An 18,973-nucleotide genomic window follows, 5' to 3' on the forward strand; every position below is an offset into this window, starting at 1 on the left:
AAAAATCATGATTCACTTCAGCCTGCGGCAAATCGAATACTTTGTAGCGGCGGCGCAATGCCGAAGCACCGTAAACGCGGCGAAATCCATGAATGTGTCCCAGCCTTCAATTTCCAACGCGATAGCAGAGCTGGAAGCTTTGTGGGATGAACGCTTGTTTGTCAGAATTCCGGGCAAAGGGATCGAACTCAGCACCGCCGGCACCCGCCGTTATCAGCAGGCTCGGCAGCTACTGCAAAGCGCCGCGCAGCTTTCTGCAAAAGAACCCGACAGTGTGGTGGGTGATCTATCGGTAGGCTGTTTTGCGACGCTGGGCGCGCGACATATGCCAACCATGGTCGAGCGCTTCAGCCAACGCTTTCCTGGAGTGCGGGTCGCCATTGTCGAAGGTGATACGGAGGAGTTGGTCGAACGGGTGGAGCGTGGCACGCTTGACTTGGCCCTCATCTATGACATGAACCTGGCGCGCAAGGTCAAGCTGCATGCAGTGGGGCTGCAATTCCCTTACGTGTTGCTACCGGAAGGGCATCGTCTGACAGCAAAAGCTAACTTGTGTATCCAGGATTTGGAAGCCGAGCCCTACATCCTGCTTGACCTCCCCCATAGCCGCGACTATTTCCTGTCACTGTTTCGCTCGGGCGGCGTGGAGCCCAATGTGATTATCGAGTTACGCTCGGTCGAAATGGTGCGCTCACTAGTGGCACACGGACACGGAGTGTCGATTCTCGTTACCCGGCCAGCGGGAGATTTGAGCTATGACGGGCGGCCCATCGTCTGTCGCCCCTTTGATGCCAGCATTGCACCGCAACGAGTAGTGATCGCCTCGTCTCAAACCCAGAAGCCGTCCCGTCCGGCTCAAGCCTTCGTAGTAGTGATGCGCGAACTTTTCAACGAAGCTGATACGCTGGAAACCTCGACGAGCTGAGCAAGCTCAATCTCCGGCAAACAAGGCAGCGCATTATGAAATAGTTCCTGCAATCGAGCCTCAAGGTCCTCGAAACGGGGCGATCCGTCGGTTCGCAGATTCATTACTTACGACCACCAAAAGACTGCACTAATAGTCGTTCTGCTTTTGGGCAAACTCTAGCACTGCTGACCGGCAGCTATGGGTCGACTTCTGCCGGTCATATCCACGAATCATGCAAATGGGTGGGCAAGTCTGTGCAGTTACGCATCCGTGGACGCGCTAGGCACATCTTCGATAAAAATATTTCGTCTTCTATGGACATTTGTTATTTCCGCTCAGGTCATGTAATTCGGGGCCTGTAGAGATGTCCATGGGCTAGCTACAAACCGGTGCCGGGTCGCTTCGATCTGGCGATTGCCCTGGGGATTCTCTCGGCCAGTGTGCAGGTGCCGACGCTGACACTGGATGACGTGGAGTGTTTGGGGGAGTTGGCCCTGTCCGGTGCGGTGCGGGCAGTTCGAGGGGTGTTGCCGGCGGCGTTGGCGGCGCGCAAGGCCGGGCGCTGGCTGATGGTGCCACGGGCGAACGCTGAGGAAGCGTGCCTGGCGTCGGGACTGAAAGTGATTGCTGTTGACCATTTGCTGGAGGCCGTCGCGCACTTCAACGGGCATACACCGATCGAGCCTTACGCTTCCGATGGACTGCTCTGCGCCAGCAAACCCTATCCCGACCTGAATGAAGTGCAAGGGCAACTGGCGGCCAAGCGTGCGCTGCTGATTGCGGCTGCAGGCGCCCACAACCTGTTACTCAGTGGCCCCCCCGGGACCGGAAAAACCTTGCTGGCGAGTCGCTTGCCGGGGCTGCTGCCGCCGCTGACCGAGAGCGAGGCGCTGGAAGTGGCGGCGATTCAATCGGTCACCAGTTGTGTGCCGTTGCGTCACTGGCCACAGCGCCCCTTTCGCCAGCCCCATCACTCCGCCTCTGGCCCCGCCTTAGTGGGTGGCGGCTCGAAACCGCAGCCGGGTGAAATTACCCTCGCCCACCACGGCGTCCTGTTTCTTGATGAGCTTCCCGAGTTTGAGCGCAGAGTATTGGAAGTCTTGAGGGAGCCAATGGAATCCGGGCATATCGTCATCTCGCGGGCGAAAGATCGCGTGCGCTTTCCGGCACGCTTTCAATTGGTGGCGGCAATGAATCCGTGCCCCTGTGGATATCTTGGCGAGCCAAGCGGGCGCTGCTCCTGCACGCCGGACATGGTGCAGCGTTATCGCAACAAGCTGTCGGGGCCGCTGCTCGATCGCATCGACCTGCATCTGACTGTCGCCCGGGAAGCCACGGCGTTGAATCCCAAAGTGAAGCCAGGCGAGAACAGCGCCAGTGCTGCAGTGCTTGTCGCCGAGGCTCGTGAGCGCCAGCAGAACCGCCAGGGTTGTGCCAATGCGTTTCTCGATCTGCCGGGTCTGCGCCGGCACTGCGAGTTATCCACAGCCGATGAGCACTGGCTGGAATCCGCCTGTGAACGACTGACCCTGTCACTGCGTTCGGCGCACCGTTTGCTCAAGGTGGCGCGGACGCTGGCGGACCTGGAACAGGTTGACGCGATCAGCCGTGAACATTTGGCGGAGGCGTTGCAGTATCGGCCGGCCACGCAGTAAGTATCGAAACCGAGTCGTTCCATTCGCGAGCAAGCCCGCTCCCACAGGTTCGGCGTCGTTTATCCTGTGGGAGCGGGCTTGCTCGCGAAGACTAATTCAGCCGTACCTCAACGAAAGCGGTCAACCCCGGAGCGCTAAACCGCCGCCAGCCTCTCCTGCGGCTTCCTCGTTTCAGCTCAGATGCACGACATCCGGCAACTCCATGGACCGGACTTCGTTTTGCAGAAAGTCGCTGAGCCGGCGCATGCGTTCGCCGCCGGGACGGGTTTTCGGCCACACGAGGTAGTAACACAAGCCGCTGGCCACCGCTGTCGGCCACGGCAGGCTCAAGCGTCCCTGGGCCACGTCCTCCGCGACCATCAGCAGATCGCCCATGGACACGCCATAACCTCGCGCAGCGGCGATCATGCCCAGTTCCAGGGTATCGAACACCTGCCCGCCCTTGAGCGATACCTGTTCGGCCAGGCCCATGCGCTCCAGCCAGTTGCGCCAGTCGCGGCGGTCCGGCGTCGGGTGCAGCAACTCGGTGTTGCTCAGGCGTTCGACATCCCAGGGCTGGTCGCCCCGCAGGTTGGGTGCGCCGACCGGGATCAACTCCTCGGGGAACAGGTAACTCGCCTCCCAGTCCGGAGGGAAATGTCCGTTGCTTAACAGCACCGCACAGTCGAACGGCTCGTCGTTGAAATCCACGGAATCGACGTCCATCCACGCACTGGTCAGCTGCACTTCGTTACCCGGTTGCAGATGACGGAAGCGACTGAGGCGCGCCAGCAACCAACGCATCGTCAGGGTCGACGGGGCTTTCATGCGCAGGATGTCGTCTTCGGCGCGCAAGGTATTGCAGGCGCGCTCCAGGGCGGTGAAGCCCTCGCGAATACCCGGCAACAGCAAGCGGGCCGACTCGGTCAGTTGCAGGTTGCGACCACTGCGATGAAACAAGCGGCAGGCAAAATGTTCTTCGAGCGTACGAATATGTCGGCTGACCGCACTTTGGGTAATCGACAGCTCTTCCGCGGCCCGGGTAAACGACGTGTGTCGCGCCGCCGCTTCAAATGCGCGCAGGGCATATAAGGGAGGAAGACGACGCGACATCAGGAAAGCTCCTACAGCGGTTTTTGGATACCCTGGCAGAAACTATTCTGCATGAGTTTGAGTCATGCTACCCATCCTTTTTATCCCTTTGTGCAAACGCCGCAGAGCGCCGAGAATCGACGCTTTCCTGTCCACTTCCAGAATCGAGCGTGATGACCATGCAGCATCCAGCACGTACTGAACTCTGGGCCATCCTGCGGCTGGCGGGGCCGCTGATTGCCTCGCAGTTGGCGCACATGCTGATGGTCCTCACCGACACCCTGATGATGGCGCGCCTGAGTCCCGAGGCACTGGCCGGTGGCGGGCTCGGCGCGGCGACCTATTCGTTCGTGTCGATTTTCTGCATCGGCGTGATTGCTGCCGTCGGCACTCTGGTCGCGATCCGTCAGGGAGCCGGCGACATTCTCGGGGCGACCCGGCTGACCCAGGCCGGGTTGTGGCTGGCATGGCTGATGGCGCTGGTCGCCGGTTTGCTGCTGTGGAACCTCAAACCGGTGCTGCTGCTGTTCGGCCAGACCGAAAGCAATGTCCAGATGGCCGGGCAGTTTTTGATCTTCCTGCCGTTCGCCCTGCCCGGCTACCTGAGCTTCATGGCCCTGCGCGGGTTCACCAGCGCCATTGGCCGTGCGACACCGGTGATGGTCATCAGCCTGGGCGGGACCGTGGCCAACTTCCTGCTCAACTATGCACTGATTACCGGCATGTTCGGCCTGCCGAAGCTGGGGCTGATGGGCATCGGGCTGGTCACGGCGATTGTCGCCAACCTGATGGCCCTGGCGCTGGCGTGGCACATTCGGCGGCATCCGGCTTATGAGGCCTATCCGCTGCGTCAGGGCCTGTCACGCCTGAACCGCCAGTACCTGAAGGAGCTGTGGCGTCTGGGCCTGCCGATTGGCGGCACCTACGCGGTGGAAGTCGGGCTGTTTGCCTTCGCCGCGCTGTGCATGGGCACCATGGGTAGCACGCAACTGGGTGCACACCAGATCGCCCTGCAAATCGTCTCGGTGGCGTTCATGGTGCCGGCGGGGATTTCCTATGCGATCACCATGCGCATCGGTCAGCACTACGGCGCCGGGCAACTGCTGGATGCGCGGCTGGCCGGGCGGGTCGGCATTGCGTTCGGGGCGGCGGCGATGCTGTGTTTCGCCATGGTCTTCTGGCTGTTGCCGAATCAGTTGGTCGGTTTGTTTCTCGACCATAACGACCCGGCGTTCCGCGATGTCATCAACCTCGCCGTGAGCCTGCTGGCGGTGGCGGCTTGGTTCGAGCTGTTCGACGGCACGCAAACCATTGCCATGGGCTGCATTCGCGGGCTCAAGGATGCCAAGACCACGTTCCTGGTGGGCCTGGGTTGCTATTGGCTGATTGGCGCTCCGGCCGCGTGGTGGATGGCGTTCCACCTGGACTGGGGGCCAACGGGTGTCTGGTGGGGCCTGGCGCTGGGGCTGGCGTGTGCGGCGGTGAGCCTGACGTTGGGGTTTGAGTGGAAGATGAAGCGGATGATCAAGCGCGAAACGACGTCAGAGCAGCGCTTCGAAGTCGCTCAGCCTGACTGAGATCCCTTGTAGGAGCGAGCCCGCTCGCGATAAACCCGAGAACGCCGCGGGGCACCTGCCAACCAGCGTTATCGTTGACGACCATCGCGAGCAAGCTCGCTCCTACAGGGTTCGGTGGCAAACAATTACTCGTGATCAGCTTACGACTTCCAGCGGCGTCTGCTGGCTGGAGCCAAACATCAGATATTCCACCAGCTCGGCCAGCGGCAATGGCCTGCTGATCAAATACCCCTGCACCTGATCGCATTCGAACCCGCGCAGCAGATCCAGCTGCTCCGGTGTTTCCACACCTTCGGCGACCACTTCAAGGTTGAGGTTGTGCGCCAGGTTGATCATCGCGTGGACCAGCTTGCGGTTTTCCTCACGCTGTTCCATGCCGCCGACAAAGCTCTTGTCGATTTTCAGCAAAGTGATCGGCAGGCTGTTGAGGTGCACGAACGACGAGAAGCCGGTGCCAAAGTCGTCGAGAGAGAAGCGCACACCGAGGCGCCCGAGGGCGTCCATGGTCTGCTTGACCAGGTCGCTGCGGCGCATCACGGCCGTTTCGGTCAGTTCGAACTCCAGCCACTGCGCCTCGACGCCGCGCTCGGCAATCAGGCGACTGAGGGTCGACAGCAACTGGCTGTCCTGGAACTGCCGGAATGACAGGTTGATCGCCATGTGCAACGGCGGCAAACCCAGCTCAAGCAGCGCCTGCATGTCGCGCAAGGCCCGGGAAATCACCCAGTAGCCCAGCGGCACGATCAGACCGCTTTGCTCGGCCAGCGGCACGAATTCACTCGGTGGCAGCAGGCCGCGCTCGGCATGCCGCCAGCGCACCAACGCTTCGAGACCGACGATCTGTCCGTCTTCAAGGTTCAGCCGTGGCTGGTAGTGCAACTCCAGCTCATCGCGGCGCAGTGCCCGGCGTAGTTCGGTTTCGAGGTCGGCGATGCTGCGGGCATTGCGATTGATGCGTTCGTTGAAAATGTGGAAAGTGCAGCCTTGCGTGCTTTTGGCCTGCTGCATGGCAATGTGCGCGTGCCACATCAGCGGGTCCGCACCGGTCTGGGCCCGGGCATGGGCAATGCCCAGGCTGGAGCCGATCAACAAGCTTTCGCCGTCGACCCAATAGGGTTCGGCCAGCGCTTCGCTGATGCGTTCGGCCATCCACTCGGCACGCTGGGGTGCGCGACGGGTGTCGATCAGCAGCGCGAATTCATCACTGCCCAGGCGCGCGAGTTGATCGCCGGCTTCAAGCTGGCTCTTGAGCCGCGCCACCACCTGCAGGATCAGGCGGTCACCGGCCTGATGGCCGAGGGCGTCGTTGGCGTAACGGAAATTGTCGAGGTCGAGATGACCGAGGGCCAGGCCGCGACCGTCGTTTTCCGCCAGGCGCGCCGTCAACAGGGTCTGAAAGCCCTGGCGATTGGCGATGCCGGTGAGCGGATCTTGCTCGGCCAGGCGTTGCAGGGTGTTTTCCAGCACGCCACGTTCGCGCACATGGCGCAGGCAGCGGCGCAACATGCCTGGATCGAGATGATCGCGCACCAGCCAGTCACTTACACCGTCGGGCGGGGTCAGCGGCTCATGGTCGAGCAGCAACACCGTCGGCAGGCTGCAACGGCCCGGCGCCGGTTGAAGTTGCGGGATGGTCAATAACACCGCGCTGCGGTTGTCATCGAACAGACTGCTGACCGACTCCCAACTCGGCGCGCTGATGAGCACGGCCGAGCTCCCCACCGGAGCCAGACACTCGCGCAACAACGCTGCCCACGCTGGCTCTTCGGCCAGTAGCAGCAAACGCAAGGGTTCGACAGGCGTAGACAAGCTAGCTCCCTAGACTCTGCAAAGATGTAGGCGACGGGCATTATGCCGTCCCGATGACCAATGACAATGACATCAGTTATCAAAACGAGCCCTTTGTATCTGGAATTACGAACATTAGCCGCAAATTCGTTGCGCATCCTGCGTGAAAGTAACAAAACCGGCAATTACAGATAGCGCGGTACGTCACAAGTCGGACAGAGCAGCACAAATCGCTGAGCCTGTTAAAATGCCGGCCCATTTCGTGACTGACTCCTGAAATTACCTATGTCCCGACTCAATCCCCGGCAGCAAGAAGCCGTGAGCTACGTCGGCGGCCCTCTTTTGGTGCTCGCCGGTGCAGGCTCCGGCAAGACCAGTGTGATCACGCGCAAAATCGCGCACCTGATCCAGAACTGCGGCATCCGCGCCCAGTACATCGTCGCCATGACCTTTACCAACAAGGCTGCCCGCGAGATGAAGGAACGGGTCGGCACCCTGCTGCGTGCCGGTGAAGGTCGCGGGCTGACGGTCTGCACCTTCCACAACCTGGGCCTGAACATCATCCGCAAGGAGCACGTGCGGCTGGGCTACAAACCGGGCTTCTCGATCTTCGACGAGACCGACGTCAAAGCCCTGATGACCGACATCATGCAGAAGGAATACTCGGGCGACGACGGTGTCGACGAGATCAAGAACATGATCGGCGCCTGGAAAAACGACCTGATCCTGCCGGCCCAGGCCCTGGAAAACGCGCGCAATCCCAAGGAGCAGACCGCCGCCATCGTCTACACCCACTACCAGCGCACGCTCAAGGCGTTCAACGCAGTGGACTTCGACGACCTGATCCTGCTGCCGGTGAAGCTGTTCGAAGAACACGCCGACATCCTGGAAAAGTGGCAGAACAAGGTGCGATACCTGCTGGTGGACGAATACCAGGACACCAACGCCAGCCAGTATTTGCTGGTGAAAATGCTCATCGGCAAGCGCAACCAGTTCACCGTGGTGGGCGACGATGACCAGTCGATCTATGCCTGGCGCGGTGCCCGCCCGGAAAACCTGATGCTGCTCAAGGAGGACTACCCATCCTTGAAAGTGGTGATGCTGGAGCAGAACTACCGCTCCACCAGCCGCATCCTGCGCTGCGCCAACGTGCTGATCTCGAACAACCCCCACGAATTCGAAAAGCAGCTGTGGAGTGAAATGGGTCACGGCGACGAGATCCGCGTGATCCGCTGCCGCAACGAGGACGCCGAGGCCGAGCGTGTGGCCATGGAAATCCTCAGCCTGCACTTGCGCACCGACCGTCCGTACAGCGATTTCGCGATCCTGTATCGCGGCAACTACCAGGCCAAGCTGATCGAGCTGAAATTGCAGCACCACCAGGTGCCGTATCGCCTCTCAGGCGGCAACAGCTTTTTCGGCCGTCAGGAAGTGAAAGACCTGATGGCCTACTTCCGCCTGATCGTGAACCCGGACGACGACAACGCCTTCTTGCGGGTGATCAACGTGCCGCGTCGCGAGATCGGCTCGACCACGCTGGAGAAGCTCGGTAACTACGCCACCGAGCGCAAGATCTCGATGTACGCCGCCACCGACGAAATCGGCCTGGGCGAGCATCTGGACAGCCGCTTCACCGATCGCCTGTCGCGTTTCAAGCGCTTCATGGACAGGGTGCGCGAGCAATGCGCCGGCGAAGACCCGATCTCGGCCCTGCGCAGCATGGTCATGGACATCGACTACGAGAACTGGCTGCGCACCAACAGCTCCAGCGACAAGGCCGCCGATTACCGCATGGGTAACGTCTGGTTCCTGATCGAGGCGCTGAAGAACACCCTGGAAAAAGACGAAGAAGGCGAAATGACCGTCGAGGACGCCATCGGCAAACTCGTCCTGCGTGACATGCTCGAGCGTCAGCAGGAAGAGGAAGACGGCGCCGAAGGCGTGCAGATGATGACCCTGCATGCGTCCAAGGGCCTGGAATTCCCCTACGTGTTCATCATGGGCATGGAGGAGGAAATCCTCCCGCACCGTTCCAGCATCGAAGCCGACACCATCGAAGAAGAACGTCGCCTGGCCTACGTGGGCATTACCCGCGCGCGCCAGACCCTGGCCTTCACCTTCGCCGCCAAGCGCAAGCAGTACGGCGAGATCATCGATTGCGCGCCGAGCCGCTTCCTCGATGAGTTACCACCGGACGATCTGGCCTGGGAAGGCAACGACGACACACCGACCGAAGTCAAAGCCGTGCGGGGCAACAATGCATTGGCAGATATACGCGCGATGTTAAAGCGCTAGAATTGACCACTTTTATATGACCTTCGGCGCACAGGCGCCAAAAGAGGACAGCTTCATGGAAGCCCTGCACCAGAAAATTCGCGAACAAGGCATTGTGCTTTCCGACCAGGTCCTGAAGGTCGACGCCTTTCTGAACCACCAGATCGACCCGGCCCTGATGAAGCTGATCGGCGACGAATTCGCCACGCTGTTCAAGGACTCGGGCATCACCAAGATCGTCACCATCGAAGCCTCGGGCATCGCCCCGGCGATCATGACCGGCCTGAACCTCGGTGTGCCGGTGATTTTCGCCCGCAAGCACCAGTCCCTGACCCTGACCGAAAACCTGCTGTCGGCGACCGTGTACTCGTTCACCAAGCAGACCGAAAGCACCGTGGCGATCTCCCCGCGCCACCTGACCAGCAGCGACCGCGTGCTGATCATCGATGACTTTTTGGCCAACGGTAAGGCGTCCCAGGCGCTGATTTCGATCATCAAACAGGCCGGCGCTACCGTGGCGGGCCTGGGCATCGTGATCGAGAAGTCGTTTCAGGGCGGTCGTGCGGAGCTGGATTCACAGGGTTATCGCGTAGAGTCGTTGGCCCGCGTGAAGTCGCTGGCAGATGGTGTCGTGACCTTCATCGAGTAAGCCGCCACACCGCAATTCTCCCTGTGGGAGCGGGCTTGCTCGCGAAGGCGGTGTGTCAGTCGACTGATTTTTGACTGACACACCGCCTTCGCGAGCAAGCCCGCTCCCACATTTGATGTATGTTGGCTGTTATTGCGTGGTGGCCTTGAGGCCGGTTAGCAGCAACCGCTGATACAAATCCTCCTTCAGTCCTTCAGGATTGGCCAGCTGCATGCGCTCCAGATGCTCAGGGAACGCTGCTGCCTCCGGCGCATCCAGCGCTGCCTTGCCCAGTTCCAGCACCTCGCTCAGCTTGAACTTGCTCTTGAGCCAGTTCAGCGCCCGCAACACATCTCGCTCGACCTCGGTGAAATCACAGCCCAGCGGATACTCCGGAAAAAGCCGCGGATGCCGCGCCTGGATCTCCTGCAACCGCTGCGGAGTGTTATCGGTAAAGCGCGGCTCGAGTCGGAAGTCCTTGGGCAGTTTGCCGACCTTCTGCGCCTGTTCAATCAATCCCGACTGAAAACGCGAGTCGCTGATATTGAGCAAAGCCTCGATCACTGCCGCATCGGTTTTGCCACGAAGATCGGCGATGCCATATTCGGTGACCACCATGTCCCGCAAGTGCCGGGGAATCGTGCAGTGGCCATACTCCCAAACGATGTTCGAGCTGACGTCGCCGCCAGACTCACGCCAGCTGCGCAGCAGCAACACCGAGCGCGCGCCTTGCAGCGCATGCCCTTGAACCACGAAGTTGTATTGCCCGCCTACACCGCTGAGTACGCGCCCATCTTCCAATTGATCCGCCACCGCGGCACCAAGCAAGGTCACGGTGAACGCGGTGTTGATGAACCGCGCATCCAGGCGCTGCAAGCGCTTGAGTTCTTCCTGCCCGTAAAGCTCGTTGATGTAGCTGATGCGGGTCATGTTGAATTCGAGCCGCTTGTTTTGTGGCAATTCGCGCAAGCGTTCGTAGTAGCTGCGCGGACCGAGGAAGAAACCGCCGTGCACCGAGATGCCATCGGTTTGCGCTGCCTCGTCGAGGGTGCCGGCATTCGCCTGCTGCTGGGTCGCCACGTCCGGGTAAACCTTGCGCCGCACGATTCCGGCATCAGCCAGTACCAACAAGCCATTGACGAACATTTCGCTACAGCCATACAGGCCTTTGGCGAAGGGATCGGCGCCGCCCTCGCGCTCGATCAGTTGCGCCCAGTGGCTGAGGTTTACGTCGGCCAGCAACGCCTTGTAAGCGTCGTTGTCCGCTTGCCGCGCCAGCAGCGCCGCCGTCAGCGCATCGCCCATGGAGCCGATGCCGATCTGCAACGTACCGCCGTCACGCACCAGGGTACTGGCGTGCAGGCCGATGAAATGGTCCTGACACCCCACCGGCATGTTCGGCGTGGAAAACAGCGTGGTGTGGTCTTTCTCATCGATCAGCAAGTCAAAGGTGTCGATGCCCAGTTCCGCATCGCCGGGCATGTAAGGCAGATCGTCGTGCACCTGGCCGACCATCAGGATGGTTTCTCCGGCGGTGCGGCGCTTGGCGATCATCGGCAACAGGTCGAGGGTGATGTCGGGGTTGCAGCTCAGGCTCAAGCGGTCGGGATGCTCGGCATGGCTGGCCACCAGTTGCGCCACCAGGTTCAACCCGGTGGCATTGATGTCCCGCGCCGCATGGCTGTAGTTGCTGCTGACGTAATCCTGCTGTGCCGTGGCACTGTTGAGCAGGCTGCCGGGCTGCATGAAAAACTGCTGGATGTGGATGTTGCCCGGGAGTTGATCGCGACGCAGGTCGGCGAGGAAATCCAGCTCCGGATAATCGCCGAAAACCCGTTCGATAAAGGGCTCGAGGAAGCGCTTTTGCAAGCCGTCGCCCAAGGGCGGGCGGCCCAGACACAACGCGGTGTAGATCGTCAGCCGCCGCTCGGGCAACTGTGCGATTCGTCGATACAACGCGTTGACGAAGTGATTGGGTTTGCCCAACCCCAGAGGCAAGCCCATGTGGATATGCGCCGGCAACCTTGCCAGGACGTCATCGACTGCCTGTTCGATAGAGCACAGCTGAACCATCGGATCCTCCCTCACGTTCCATGACTTGAGTTTGGACCGAGATTGCCGGGTCTTTGCTGCAATGAACAACCTGTATCGGCCAACCGCCCGACACAAATACCTTGTAGGAGCGAGCTCGCTCGCGATGGTCGTCAACGATAATGCGGCGAGCCTGACGCCCCACGGCGCCTTCGAATTCATCGCGAGCACGCTCGCTCCTACAGGGATTGAGGGCACAAAAAAACCGTCCGAAGACGGTTTTTTGCGGAAGATCTGGCGCTTACTTCAAGCCGGACATCTTCTGGATGGCGCCTTTGAGTTCGGCGTCTGCACAATCGGCGCAGGTGCCTTTTGGCGGCATCGCGTTGATACCGGAGATCGCTTTGGCAAGCAGGCCGTCAATACCACCTTCTTTCTTGGCGCGCTCGCCCCAAGCGGCAGCATCACCGACTTTCGGTGCGCCCAACAGGCCTGAACCGTGGCAAGCGTTGCAATGTTTTGCAATCACTTCATCCGGGGTTTTTGCACCACCACCGCCGCCGGCGGAAGCGGCCACTTCCATGCCCTTGCACTCTTTACCCTGAACACAGACCTGGCCGACTGGCTCAAGGCGTTTGGCGATATCGTCGTTGGTCGCAGCCTGAGCGCTGACACTGACAGCCCATAGGGCCAATACGGTTGCTGGTGCAGCCAGCATTTTCATAATTAGGTTCACGCGTTCACCCTCAATGGTGGCTAGTCACGCCTACGGCCACGGTTCGCAGGCGGGCGCAAGTATAGCGGTAAGCCCGTCGCACTGAAACAACCCCAAAGTCGCAAGGGTCTTAGGCGGCGGCGGAAAAACGGCCCGGGCGCCTCTGCAATGCTGGCAGGACGCCTCTTTTCTTAGAAATTCGCCGGCGTGGCTGCGCTGATTAGTCGCGCAGGCGCATCGAACGGATTCCGGAAACGGTGTGGCTTGGTACTTTCAAAGTAGTAGCTATCACCGGCTTCGAGGACAAAAGTTTCGAGACCGACCACCAGTTCCAGTTTTCCTTCGACCAGGATGCCGGTTTCCTCGCCCTCATGGGTGAGCATCTCGTCACCGGTGTCGGCACCTGGCGGATAGATTTCATTGAGAAATGCGATAGCCCGGCTCGGGTGGGCCCGACCGACCAGTTTCATGGTCACGGCGCCATCGGAAATATCGATCAGCTCGTTGGCCTTGTAGACGATCTGGGTCGGCTTTTCCTGCAGGATTTCTTCGGAAAAGAACTCGACCATGGACATGGGAATCCCGCCCAACACCTTGCGCAACGAACTGATCGAAGGGCTCACGCTGTTCTTTTCGATCATCGAAATGGTGCTGTTGGTGACACCCGCCCGTTTGGCGAGCTCACGCTGGGAAAGGCCTTTGAGCCTACGGATGGATTGCAGTCGTTCACCGACGTCCAAAGCTTGCGCCTCCAGGATTCAAAATTGTTGGAATAGTGGACGTTATCATGGCGACAGCGTTCAGTATTTACAACACCTTGACCTGAATCCTGCTCAGCGAGGCGACTTCCGGTCTGGAGCCTTGCGCACTAAGCCCCGGAATAGAGCAGTGGCACCCGGCGCAGGTTGCAGAAAATCTGGTACGGAATCGTACCAGCAGCCATGGCCACGTCGCTGGCGAGGATGTTTTTGCCCCACAACTCGACGGTCGAACCGAGACCGGCCTGCGGCACATCGGTCAGGTCGATGCAGAGCATGTCCATCGACACCCGGCCGATCAACTGGCTGCGCTGCCCGGCAACCAGCACGGGGGTGCCGGTCGGTGCCAGACGCGGGTAGCCATCGGCGTAACCCATGGCCACCACACCAATGCGCATCGGTTTAGGCGTGATGAATTTGGCGCCGTAACCGACTGGCTCGCCAGCCGGCAGTTCGCGGACACTGATGACTTTCGATTCCAGGGTCATCACGGGTTGCAGGCGTGAGGCAACTTCATTGGCCTCTTCGAACGGCGTGGCGCCATAGAGCATGATGCCGGGACGTACCCAATCGCTCGGAATCTGTGGCCAACCGAGCACCGCCGGCGAGTTGCGCAGGCTGACCTCGGCGGACAAGCCCTTGCGCGCCGCTTCAAATACCGCCACCTGATCGGCACTGGCCTGTTCGTGCAGTTCATCGGCACGCGCAAAGTGGCTCATCAGCACGACCTTCGCGACCTTGCCGCTGGCCAGCAGCCGTTGATAGGCCGCCTGATAATCCGCCGGATGCAGCCCCACACGGTGCATGCCCGAATCGAGCTTCAGCCACACGGTGATCGGCCTGCTCAACGCGGCTTTCTCGATGGCTTCGAGTTGCCACAGCGAATGCACCACGCACCAGAAATCATGCTCGACGATCAGCGCCAGTTCATCGGCTTCGAAAAAACCTTCCAGCAGCAGGACAGGTGCACGAATGCCCGCCGCCCGCAGTTCCAGCGCCTCTTCGATGCAGGCCACGGCAAAACCGTCCGCCTCGGCTTCCAGCGCCTGGGCGCAACGCACCGCGCCATGGCCATAGGCATCGGCCTTGATCACCGCGAGGGCTTTGGCCCCCGTCAGTTCACGGGCGATTCGGTAGTTGTGACGCAGGGCTTGAAGGTCGATCAGGGCACGGGCAGGACGCATGGCGGCACACTTCTGGTCGGGTTATCGGGAAGAAAAACCGGCGCTGGCTGACAGCGTGAACCGCCAACAGCACCGGGAGAGGGATCTGTCTGAAAGCTTATGGCAGAGCGGCTACAACCGACAGCTCGACCAGGATTTCCGGTTCGCAAAGTTTCGACTCAACGGTGGCACGGGCCGGGGCGACGCCTTTTGGCAGCCAGTTGTCCCACACCGCGTTCATGCCTTCGAAGTGCGCATCGATGTCTTTCAGGTAAATCGTCACCGACAGCAGGTTGTGCTTGTCGGTGCCGGCCAGATCGAGCAAACGCTCGATGTTGGCGAGGGTTTCACGGGTCTGCTGTTCAATCCCGGCGTTCATGTCGTCGCCTACCTGTCCGGCCAGGTAAACCGTGCCGTTATGGGTGACGATCTGACTCATGCGCTCATTGGTGAGCTGGCGCTGGACTGACATGCTTTGCAGACTCCTGGGTTTTGTTGCCATAACGGGAAATATCGAGGCCTTCGGCGCTGATCTGCGGCTTTTTCTTCGCCATCAGGTCAGCCAGCAAACGCCCGGAGCCACAGGCCATGGTCCAGCCGAGTGTGCCGTGACCGGTGTTCAGGAACAGGTTCTTGAACGGGGTGGCGCCAACGATCGGCGTGCCATCCGGAGTGGTCGGACGCAGGCCGGTCCAGAAATCGGCTTGGGCCAGATCGCCGCCCTGAGGATAAAGGTCGTTGACGATCATCTCCAGGGTTTCGCGGCGACGCGGGTTCAGCGACAGGTCAAAACCGGCAATCTCGGCCATGCCGCCGACGCGGATGCGGTTGTCGAAACGGGTGATCGCGACCTTGTAGGTCTCGTCGAGAATGGTCGAGGTCGGGGCCATCGCCGAGTTGGTGATCGGCACCGTCAGGGAGTAGCCCTTGAGCGGGTACACCGGCGCCTTGATCCCCAGCGGCTTGAGCAGTTGTGGCGAGTAGCTGCCGAGGGCCAGCACGTAGCGGTCGGCGGTTTCCAGCTTGCCATCGATCCACACACCGTTGATGCGGTCACCGGCGAAGTCCAGACGCTGAATGTCCTGGCCGAAACGGAATTGCACACCGAGGTTCGCGGCCATTTCTGCGAGCTTGGTGGTGAACATCTGGCAGTCACCAGTCTGATCGTTCGGCAGGCGCAGGGCACCGGCGAGGATGTCAGTCACGCTGGCCAGCGCTGGCTCAACGCGAGCGATGCCTTCGCGGTCGAGCAGTTCGAACGGCACGCCGGACTCTTTCAGCACGGCGATGTCTTTCGCGGCGCCGTCCAGTTGAGCCTGGGTGCGGAACAGTTGGGTGGTGCCGAGGCTGCGGCCTTCGTAGGCGATGCCGGTTTCGGCACGCAGTTCATCGAGGCAGTCACGGCTGTACTCGGACAGACGGACCATACGCTCCTTGTTCACCGCGTAACGGCTGGCGGTGCAGTTGCGCAGCATCTGTGCCATCCACAGGTACTGGTCGATGTCGGCAGTGGCCTTGATTGCCAGGGGCGCGTGGCGCTGCAACAGCCACTTGATGGCCTTGAGCGGCACACCCGGTGCGGCCCACGGCGAGGCATAACCCGGCGAGACCTGCCCGGCGTTGGCGAAACTGGTCTCCATGGCAGCAGCCGGCTGCCGGTCGACGACCACCACTTCAAACCCGGCACGGGCCAGATAATAAGCACTGGTGGTACCGATGACGCCGCTGCCCAAGACCATGACGCGCATTTTCATATCCCTCATCGCGGCTAACCGCTGACGTTTGTTGTTCAGAGCTTTAGATGCGCGCAGTGTAAAAAAGATTTGCCAGTGCTTTTCACTATATAAGCGCCTATATTTGGCGACAATTCTCGGCAAAAACCCTTTTCACGGAGGCGCATCCCCTATGCGGACCAACACTCAGACTAAACGTGAGCTGGACAAGATCGACCGCAACATCCTGCGGATCCTGCAAGCGGACGGGCGGATTTCCTTTACCGAGCTTGGGGAAAAGGTCGGGCTCTCGACCACGCCCTGTACTGAGCGGGTCCGGCGACTGGAGCGCGAGGGGATCATCATGGGCTACAACGCCAGGCTCAATCCGCAACACCTGAAGGGTAGTCTGCTGGTGTTCGTCGAGATCAGCCTGGATTACAAATCCGGCGATACGTTCGAAGAGTTCCGACGCGCGGTGCTGAAACTGCCCCATGTACTGGAGTGTCATCTGGTGTCAGGGGATTTCGACTACCTGGTGAAGGCGCGGATTTCCGAGATGGCCTCGTACCGCAAGTTACTGGGCGACATCCTGCTCAAGCTGCCCCATGTGCGGGAATCCAAGAGCTATATCGTGATGGAAGAAGTGAAGGAGAGCCTGACCCTGCCGATTCCCGATTGAGATTGGCGGCGTCTGTTCAGCCGCTTTCGCGAGCAAGCCCGCTCCCACAGTTAATCCGTGTCGAACATAAACTTTGTGTTCACTGAAGATCCAATGTGGGAGCGGGCTTGCTCGCGAAGGCAGCGACTCGGTCTATCTAGACCAGCACCTGCCGGGTGCTGGCCATATACTCGAACACCTGTTTCTCCACCCGCGGATGAATCAGCTCCACCGGCCCGCGCCCATTGGGGCATGGCAAGGTCTTGGTGGTGCCGAACAATCGGCAGATCAGCGGCCGCTCGTCATACACCGTGCAGCCATTGGGCCCCAGATGCACACAGTTGAGCTCCTCCATGGCGGCATCCTGCTCGGCGCGCGTCTTGCGCGGCAGGCGCGACATTTCTTCCGGCGAGGTGGTCACCGGCCCGCAGCAGTCATGGCAGCCGGGCACGCACTCGAATGAGGGAATCTGTTGGCGCAATGTGCGGATTGTCTGGCTGTTGCAGCTCATTGCAGCGGTGACCCAAAGCGGAATAGAGCGCGATTCTGACGCAAAAGCCCCGATTCAGACAGCACCAGCCGACCAATGTTGCCCGTACGGGAAGGTCCGGCATATGCTCCGTCAAATTTTCTAAACGCAAGAATCAGGAATACGCACATGCCCCCCCGTGCTCAACAGCCTGCTCTGAACCACACCGCGTCCTACTACGCCGCCACCAGCCTGCCGCAGCCCGAACTTCCGGTGCTCAAAGGCGAAGTGCGGGCCGATGTCTGTGTGGTGGGCGGCGGGTTTTCGGGGTTGAACACGGCGCTTGAGCTGGCCGAACGCGGGCTCAGCGTGGTGTTGCTTGAGGCCCACAGAATGGGTTGGGGCGCCAGTGGACGCAATGGTGGGCAGCTGATTCGCGGCGTCGGCCACGGCCTTGATCAGTTCACCAACGTCATCGGCGCCGAAGGCGTGCGGCAAATGAAACTCATGGGCCTGGAAGCCGTGGAAATCGTCCGGCAACGGGTCGAGCGCTTCCAGGTCCCCTGCGACCTGACCTGGGGTTACTGCGACCTCGCCAACAAGCCCCGCGACCTTGAAGGGTTCGCCGAGGATGCCGAAGAACTGCGCAGCCTCGGATATCGCTACGAGACCCGTTTGCTGCAAGCCAATGAGATGCACACCGTGGTCGGTTCCACACGGTACGTTGGCGGCCTGGTCGATATGGGCTCGGGGCACCTGCACCCACTGAACCTGGCCTTGGGCGAAGCGGCGGCGGCGCAACGACTGGGGGTCCGACTGTTCGAGCGGTCGGCCGTGACCCGCATCGACTATGGCCCCGAGGTCAAGGTCCATACCGCCGAGGGCTCGGTGCGCGCCAAGACCCTGGTGCTGGGCTGCAACGCCTACCTCAACAACCTCAACCCGGAACTCAGCGGTAAAGTCCTGCCCGCCGGCAGCTACATCATCGCCACCGAACCACTGGGCGAAGAACAGGCCCACGCCCTGCTGCCGCAGAACATGGCGGTCTGTGACCAACGGGTGGCGCTGGACTACTACCGGCTCTCGGCGGACCGGCGCCTGCTGTTTGGCGGCGCCTGCCATTACTCCGGCCGCGACCCGAAAGACATCGCCGCGTACATGCGCCCGAAAATGCTCGAGGTTTTCCCGCAGCTGAGCGCAGTGAAGATCGAGTACCAATGGGGCGGCATGATCGGCATCGGCGCCAACCGCCTGCCGCAGATCGGCCGGCTCAAGGACCAGCCGAATGTGTATTACGCCCAGGCCTATTCCGGTCATGGCGTGAATGCCACGCACCTGGCCGGCAAGCTGCTGGCCGAAGCCATCAGCGGCCAGCACAGCGGCGGCTTCGATCTGTTCGCCCGGGTGCCGCACATCACCTTCCCCGGCGGCAAGCATTTGCGCTCGCCGTTGCTGGCGCTGGGGATGTTGTGGCATCGGCTGAAAGAGTTGGTCTGAAGGATTGTCGGTGTCAGCTCTGACGCCTTCGCGGGCAAGCCCGCTCCCACAGGGTATGATGGTGTTC

15 protein-coding genes and 1 pseudogene are annotated in these 18,973 nt (G+C 60.8%); 7 read left to right on the forward strand and 9 right to left on the reverse strand.

Annotated elements, in window-relative coordinates:
• The first annotated feature begins 7 nt into the window (after window positions 1-7).
• Entirely contained in the window at window positions 8-925 is a 918-nt protein-coding gene (locus BSF40_RS05250) for a LysR substrate-binding domain-containing protein (protein ID WP_095964321.1), read from the forward strand.
• A gap of 377 nt (window positions 926-1,302) precedes the next feature.
• Window positions 1,303-2,562, forward strand: a pseudogene (locus tag BSF40_RS05255) (YifB family Mg chelatase-like AAA ATPase); the annotation flags it as partial.
• Window positions 2,563-2,733: 171 nt separating this feature from the next.
• Here BSF40_RS05255 and BSF40_RS05260 read toward each other — a convergent pair.
• Window positions 2,734-3,654, reverse strand: coding sequence for a LysR substrate-binding domain-containing protein (locus tag BSF40_RS05260; RefSeq protein ID WP_015097348.1), 921 nt, complete (start codon window positions 3,652-3,654; stop codon window positions 2,734-2,736).
• A gap of 158 nt (window positions 3,655-3,812) precedes the next feature.
• On the opposite strand from BSF40_RS05260, the gene BSF40_RS05265 reads away from it, so the two are divergent.
• Window positions 3,813-5,210, forward strand: coding sequence for a NorM family multidrug efflux MATE transporter (locus BSF40_RS05265; RefSeq protein ID WP_095964442.1), 1,398 nt, complete (start codon window positions 3,813-3,815; stop codon window positions 5,208-5,210).
• Between the two features lie 135 nt (window positions 5,211-5,345).
• On the opposite strand, the gene BSF40_RS05270 is transcribed toward BSF40_RS05265, so the two are convergent.
• Window positions 5,346-7,019 carry a bifunctional diguanylate cyclase/phosphodiesterase gene (locus BSF40_RS05270; protein WP_095964322.1) on the reverse strand — a complete coding sequence of 558 codons (1,674 nt, stop codon included), beginning with the start codon at window positions 7,017-7,019 and terminating at the stop codon, window positions 5,346-5,348.
• A 264-nt stretch (window positions 7,020-7,283) separates the two neighbouring features.
• Between BSF40_RS05270 and rep the strand changes: the two genes are divergently transcribed.
• Entirely contained in the window at window positions 7,284-9,293 is a 2,010-nt protein-coding gene (gene rep / locus BSF40_RS05275) for a DNA helicase Rep (protein WP_007975144.1), read from the forward strand.
• A gap of 55 nt (window positions 9,294-9,348) precedes the next feature.
• Window positions 9,349-9,921 (forward strand): xanthine phosphoribosyltransferase, encoded by a 573-nt coding sequence (locus BSF40_RS05280; RefSeq protein WP_007975145.1) that lies wholly within the window; start codon window positions 9,349-9,351, stop codon window positions 9,919-9,921.
• 129 nt (window positions 9,922-10,050) lie between these two features.
• Here the strand turns inward: BSF40_RS05280 and BSF40_RS05285 are convergent, their stop codons facing one another.
• The 6 genes from BSF40_RS05285 to dadA all read right to left on the reverse strand — a co-directional run bounded on the left by BSF40_RS05285 (window position 10,051) and on the right by dadA (window position 16,315).
• Window positions 10,051-11,973 carry an acetyl-CoA hydrolase/transferase C-terminal domain-containing protein gene (locus BSF40_RS05285; RefSeq protein ID WP_095964323.1) on the reverse strand — a complete coding sequence of 641 codons (1,923 nt, stop codon included), beginning with the start codon at window positions 11,971-11,973 and terminating at the stop codon, window positions 10,051-10,053.
• 259 nt (window positions 11,974-12,232) lie between these two features.
• Window positions 12,233-12,655, reverse strand: a complete 423-nt coding sequence (locus BSF40_RS05290; protein ID WP_015097352.1) for a cytochrome c5 family protein — start codon at window positions 12,653-12,655, stop codon at window positions 12,233-12,235.
• Between the two features lie 182 nt (window positions 12,656-12,837).
• Window positions 12,838-13,386: a cupin domain-containing protein gene (locus BSF40_RS05295; protein ID WP_007975150.1), complete on the reverse strand. Its 549-nt coding sequence runs from the start codon at window positions 13,384-13,386 to the stop codon at window positions 12,838-12,840.
• Window positions 13,387-13,514: 128 nt separating this feature from the next.
• A complete protein-coding gene (gene alr / locus BSF40_RS05300) occupies window positions 13,515-14,588 on the reverse strand; it encodes an alanine racemase (protein ID WP_095964324.1) in 1,074 nt (357 codons plus the stop codon).
• Window positions 14,589-14,685: 97 nt separating this feature from the next.
• Window positions 14,686-15,039: a RidA family protein gene (locus tag BSF40_RS05305; RefSeq protein ID WP_095964325.1), complete on the reverse strand. Its 354-nt coding sequence runs from the start codon at window positions 15,037-15,039 to the stop codon at window positions 14,686-14,688.
• Window positions 15,011-16,315, reverse strand: a complete 1,305-nt coding sequence (dadA, locus tag BSF40_RS05310; protein WP_095964443.1) for a D-amino acid dehydrogenase — start codon at window positions 16,313-16,315, stop codon at window positions 15,011-15,013. The genes BSF40_RS05305 and dadA overlap by 29 nt, the downstream gene beginning before the upstream one ends.
• Window positions 16,316-16,472: 157 nt before the next feature.
• On the opposite strand from dadA, the gene BSF40_RS05315 reads away from it, so the two are divergent.
• Window positions 16,473-16,961, forward strand: coding sequence for an Lrp/AsnC ligand binding domain-containing protein (locus BSF40_RS05315; protein WP_007975155.1), 489 nt, complete (start codon window positions 16,473-16,475; stop codon window positions 16,959-16,961).
• A 136-nt stretch (window positions 16,962-17,097) separates the two neighbouring features.
• Here the strand turns inward: BSF40_RS05315 and BSF40_RS05320 are convergent, their stop codons facing one another.
• A complete protein-coding gene (locus tag BSF40_RS05320) occupies window positions 17,098-17,451 on the reverse strand; it encodes a YkgJ family cysteine cluster protein (RefSeq protein WP_007975156.1) in 354 nt (117 codons plus the stop codon).
• A gap of 147 nt (window positions 17,452-17,598) precedes the next feature.
• Here BSF40_RS05320 and BSF40_RS05325 point away from each other — a divergent pair, with 147 nt between their 5' ends.
• Window positions 17,599-18,906: an FAD-binding oxidoreductase gene (locus BSF40_RS05325; RefSeq protein WP_095964326.1), complete on the forward strand. Its 1,308-nt coding sequence runs from the start codon at window positions 17,599-17,601 to the stop codon at window positions 18,904-18,906.
• Window positions 18,907-18,973: the final 67 nt, after the last annotated feature.

Source organism: Pseudomonas sp. ACN5 (genome assembly GCF_002303975.1).
Classification (GTDB): Bacteria; Pseudomonadota; Gammaproteobacteria; order Pseudomonadales; family Pseudomonadaceae; genus Aquipseudomonas; species Aquipseudomonas laurylsulfatiphila.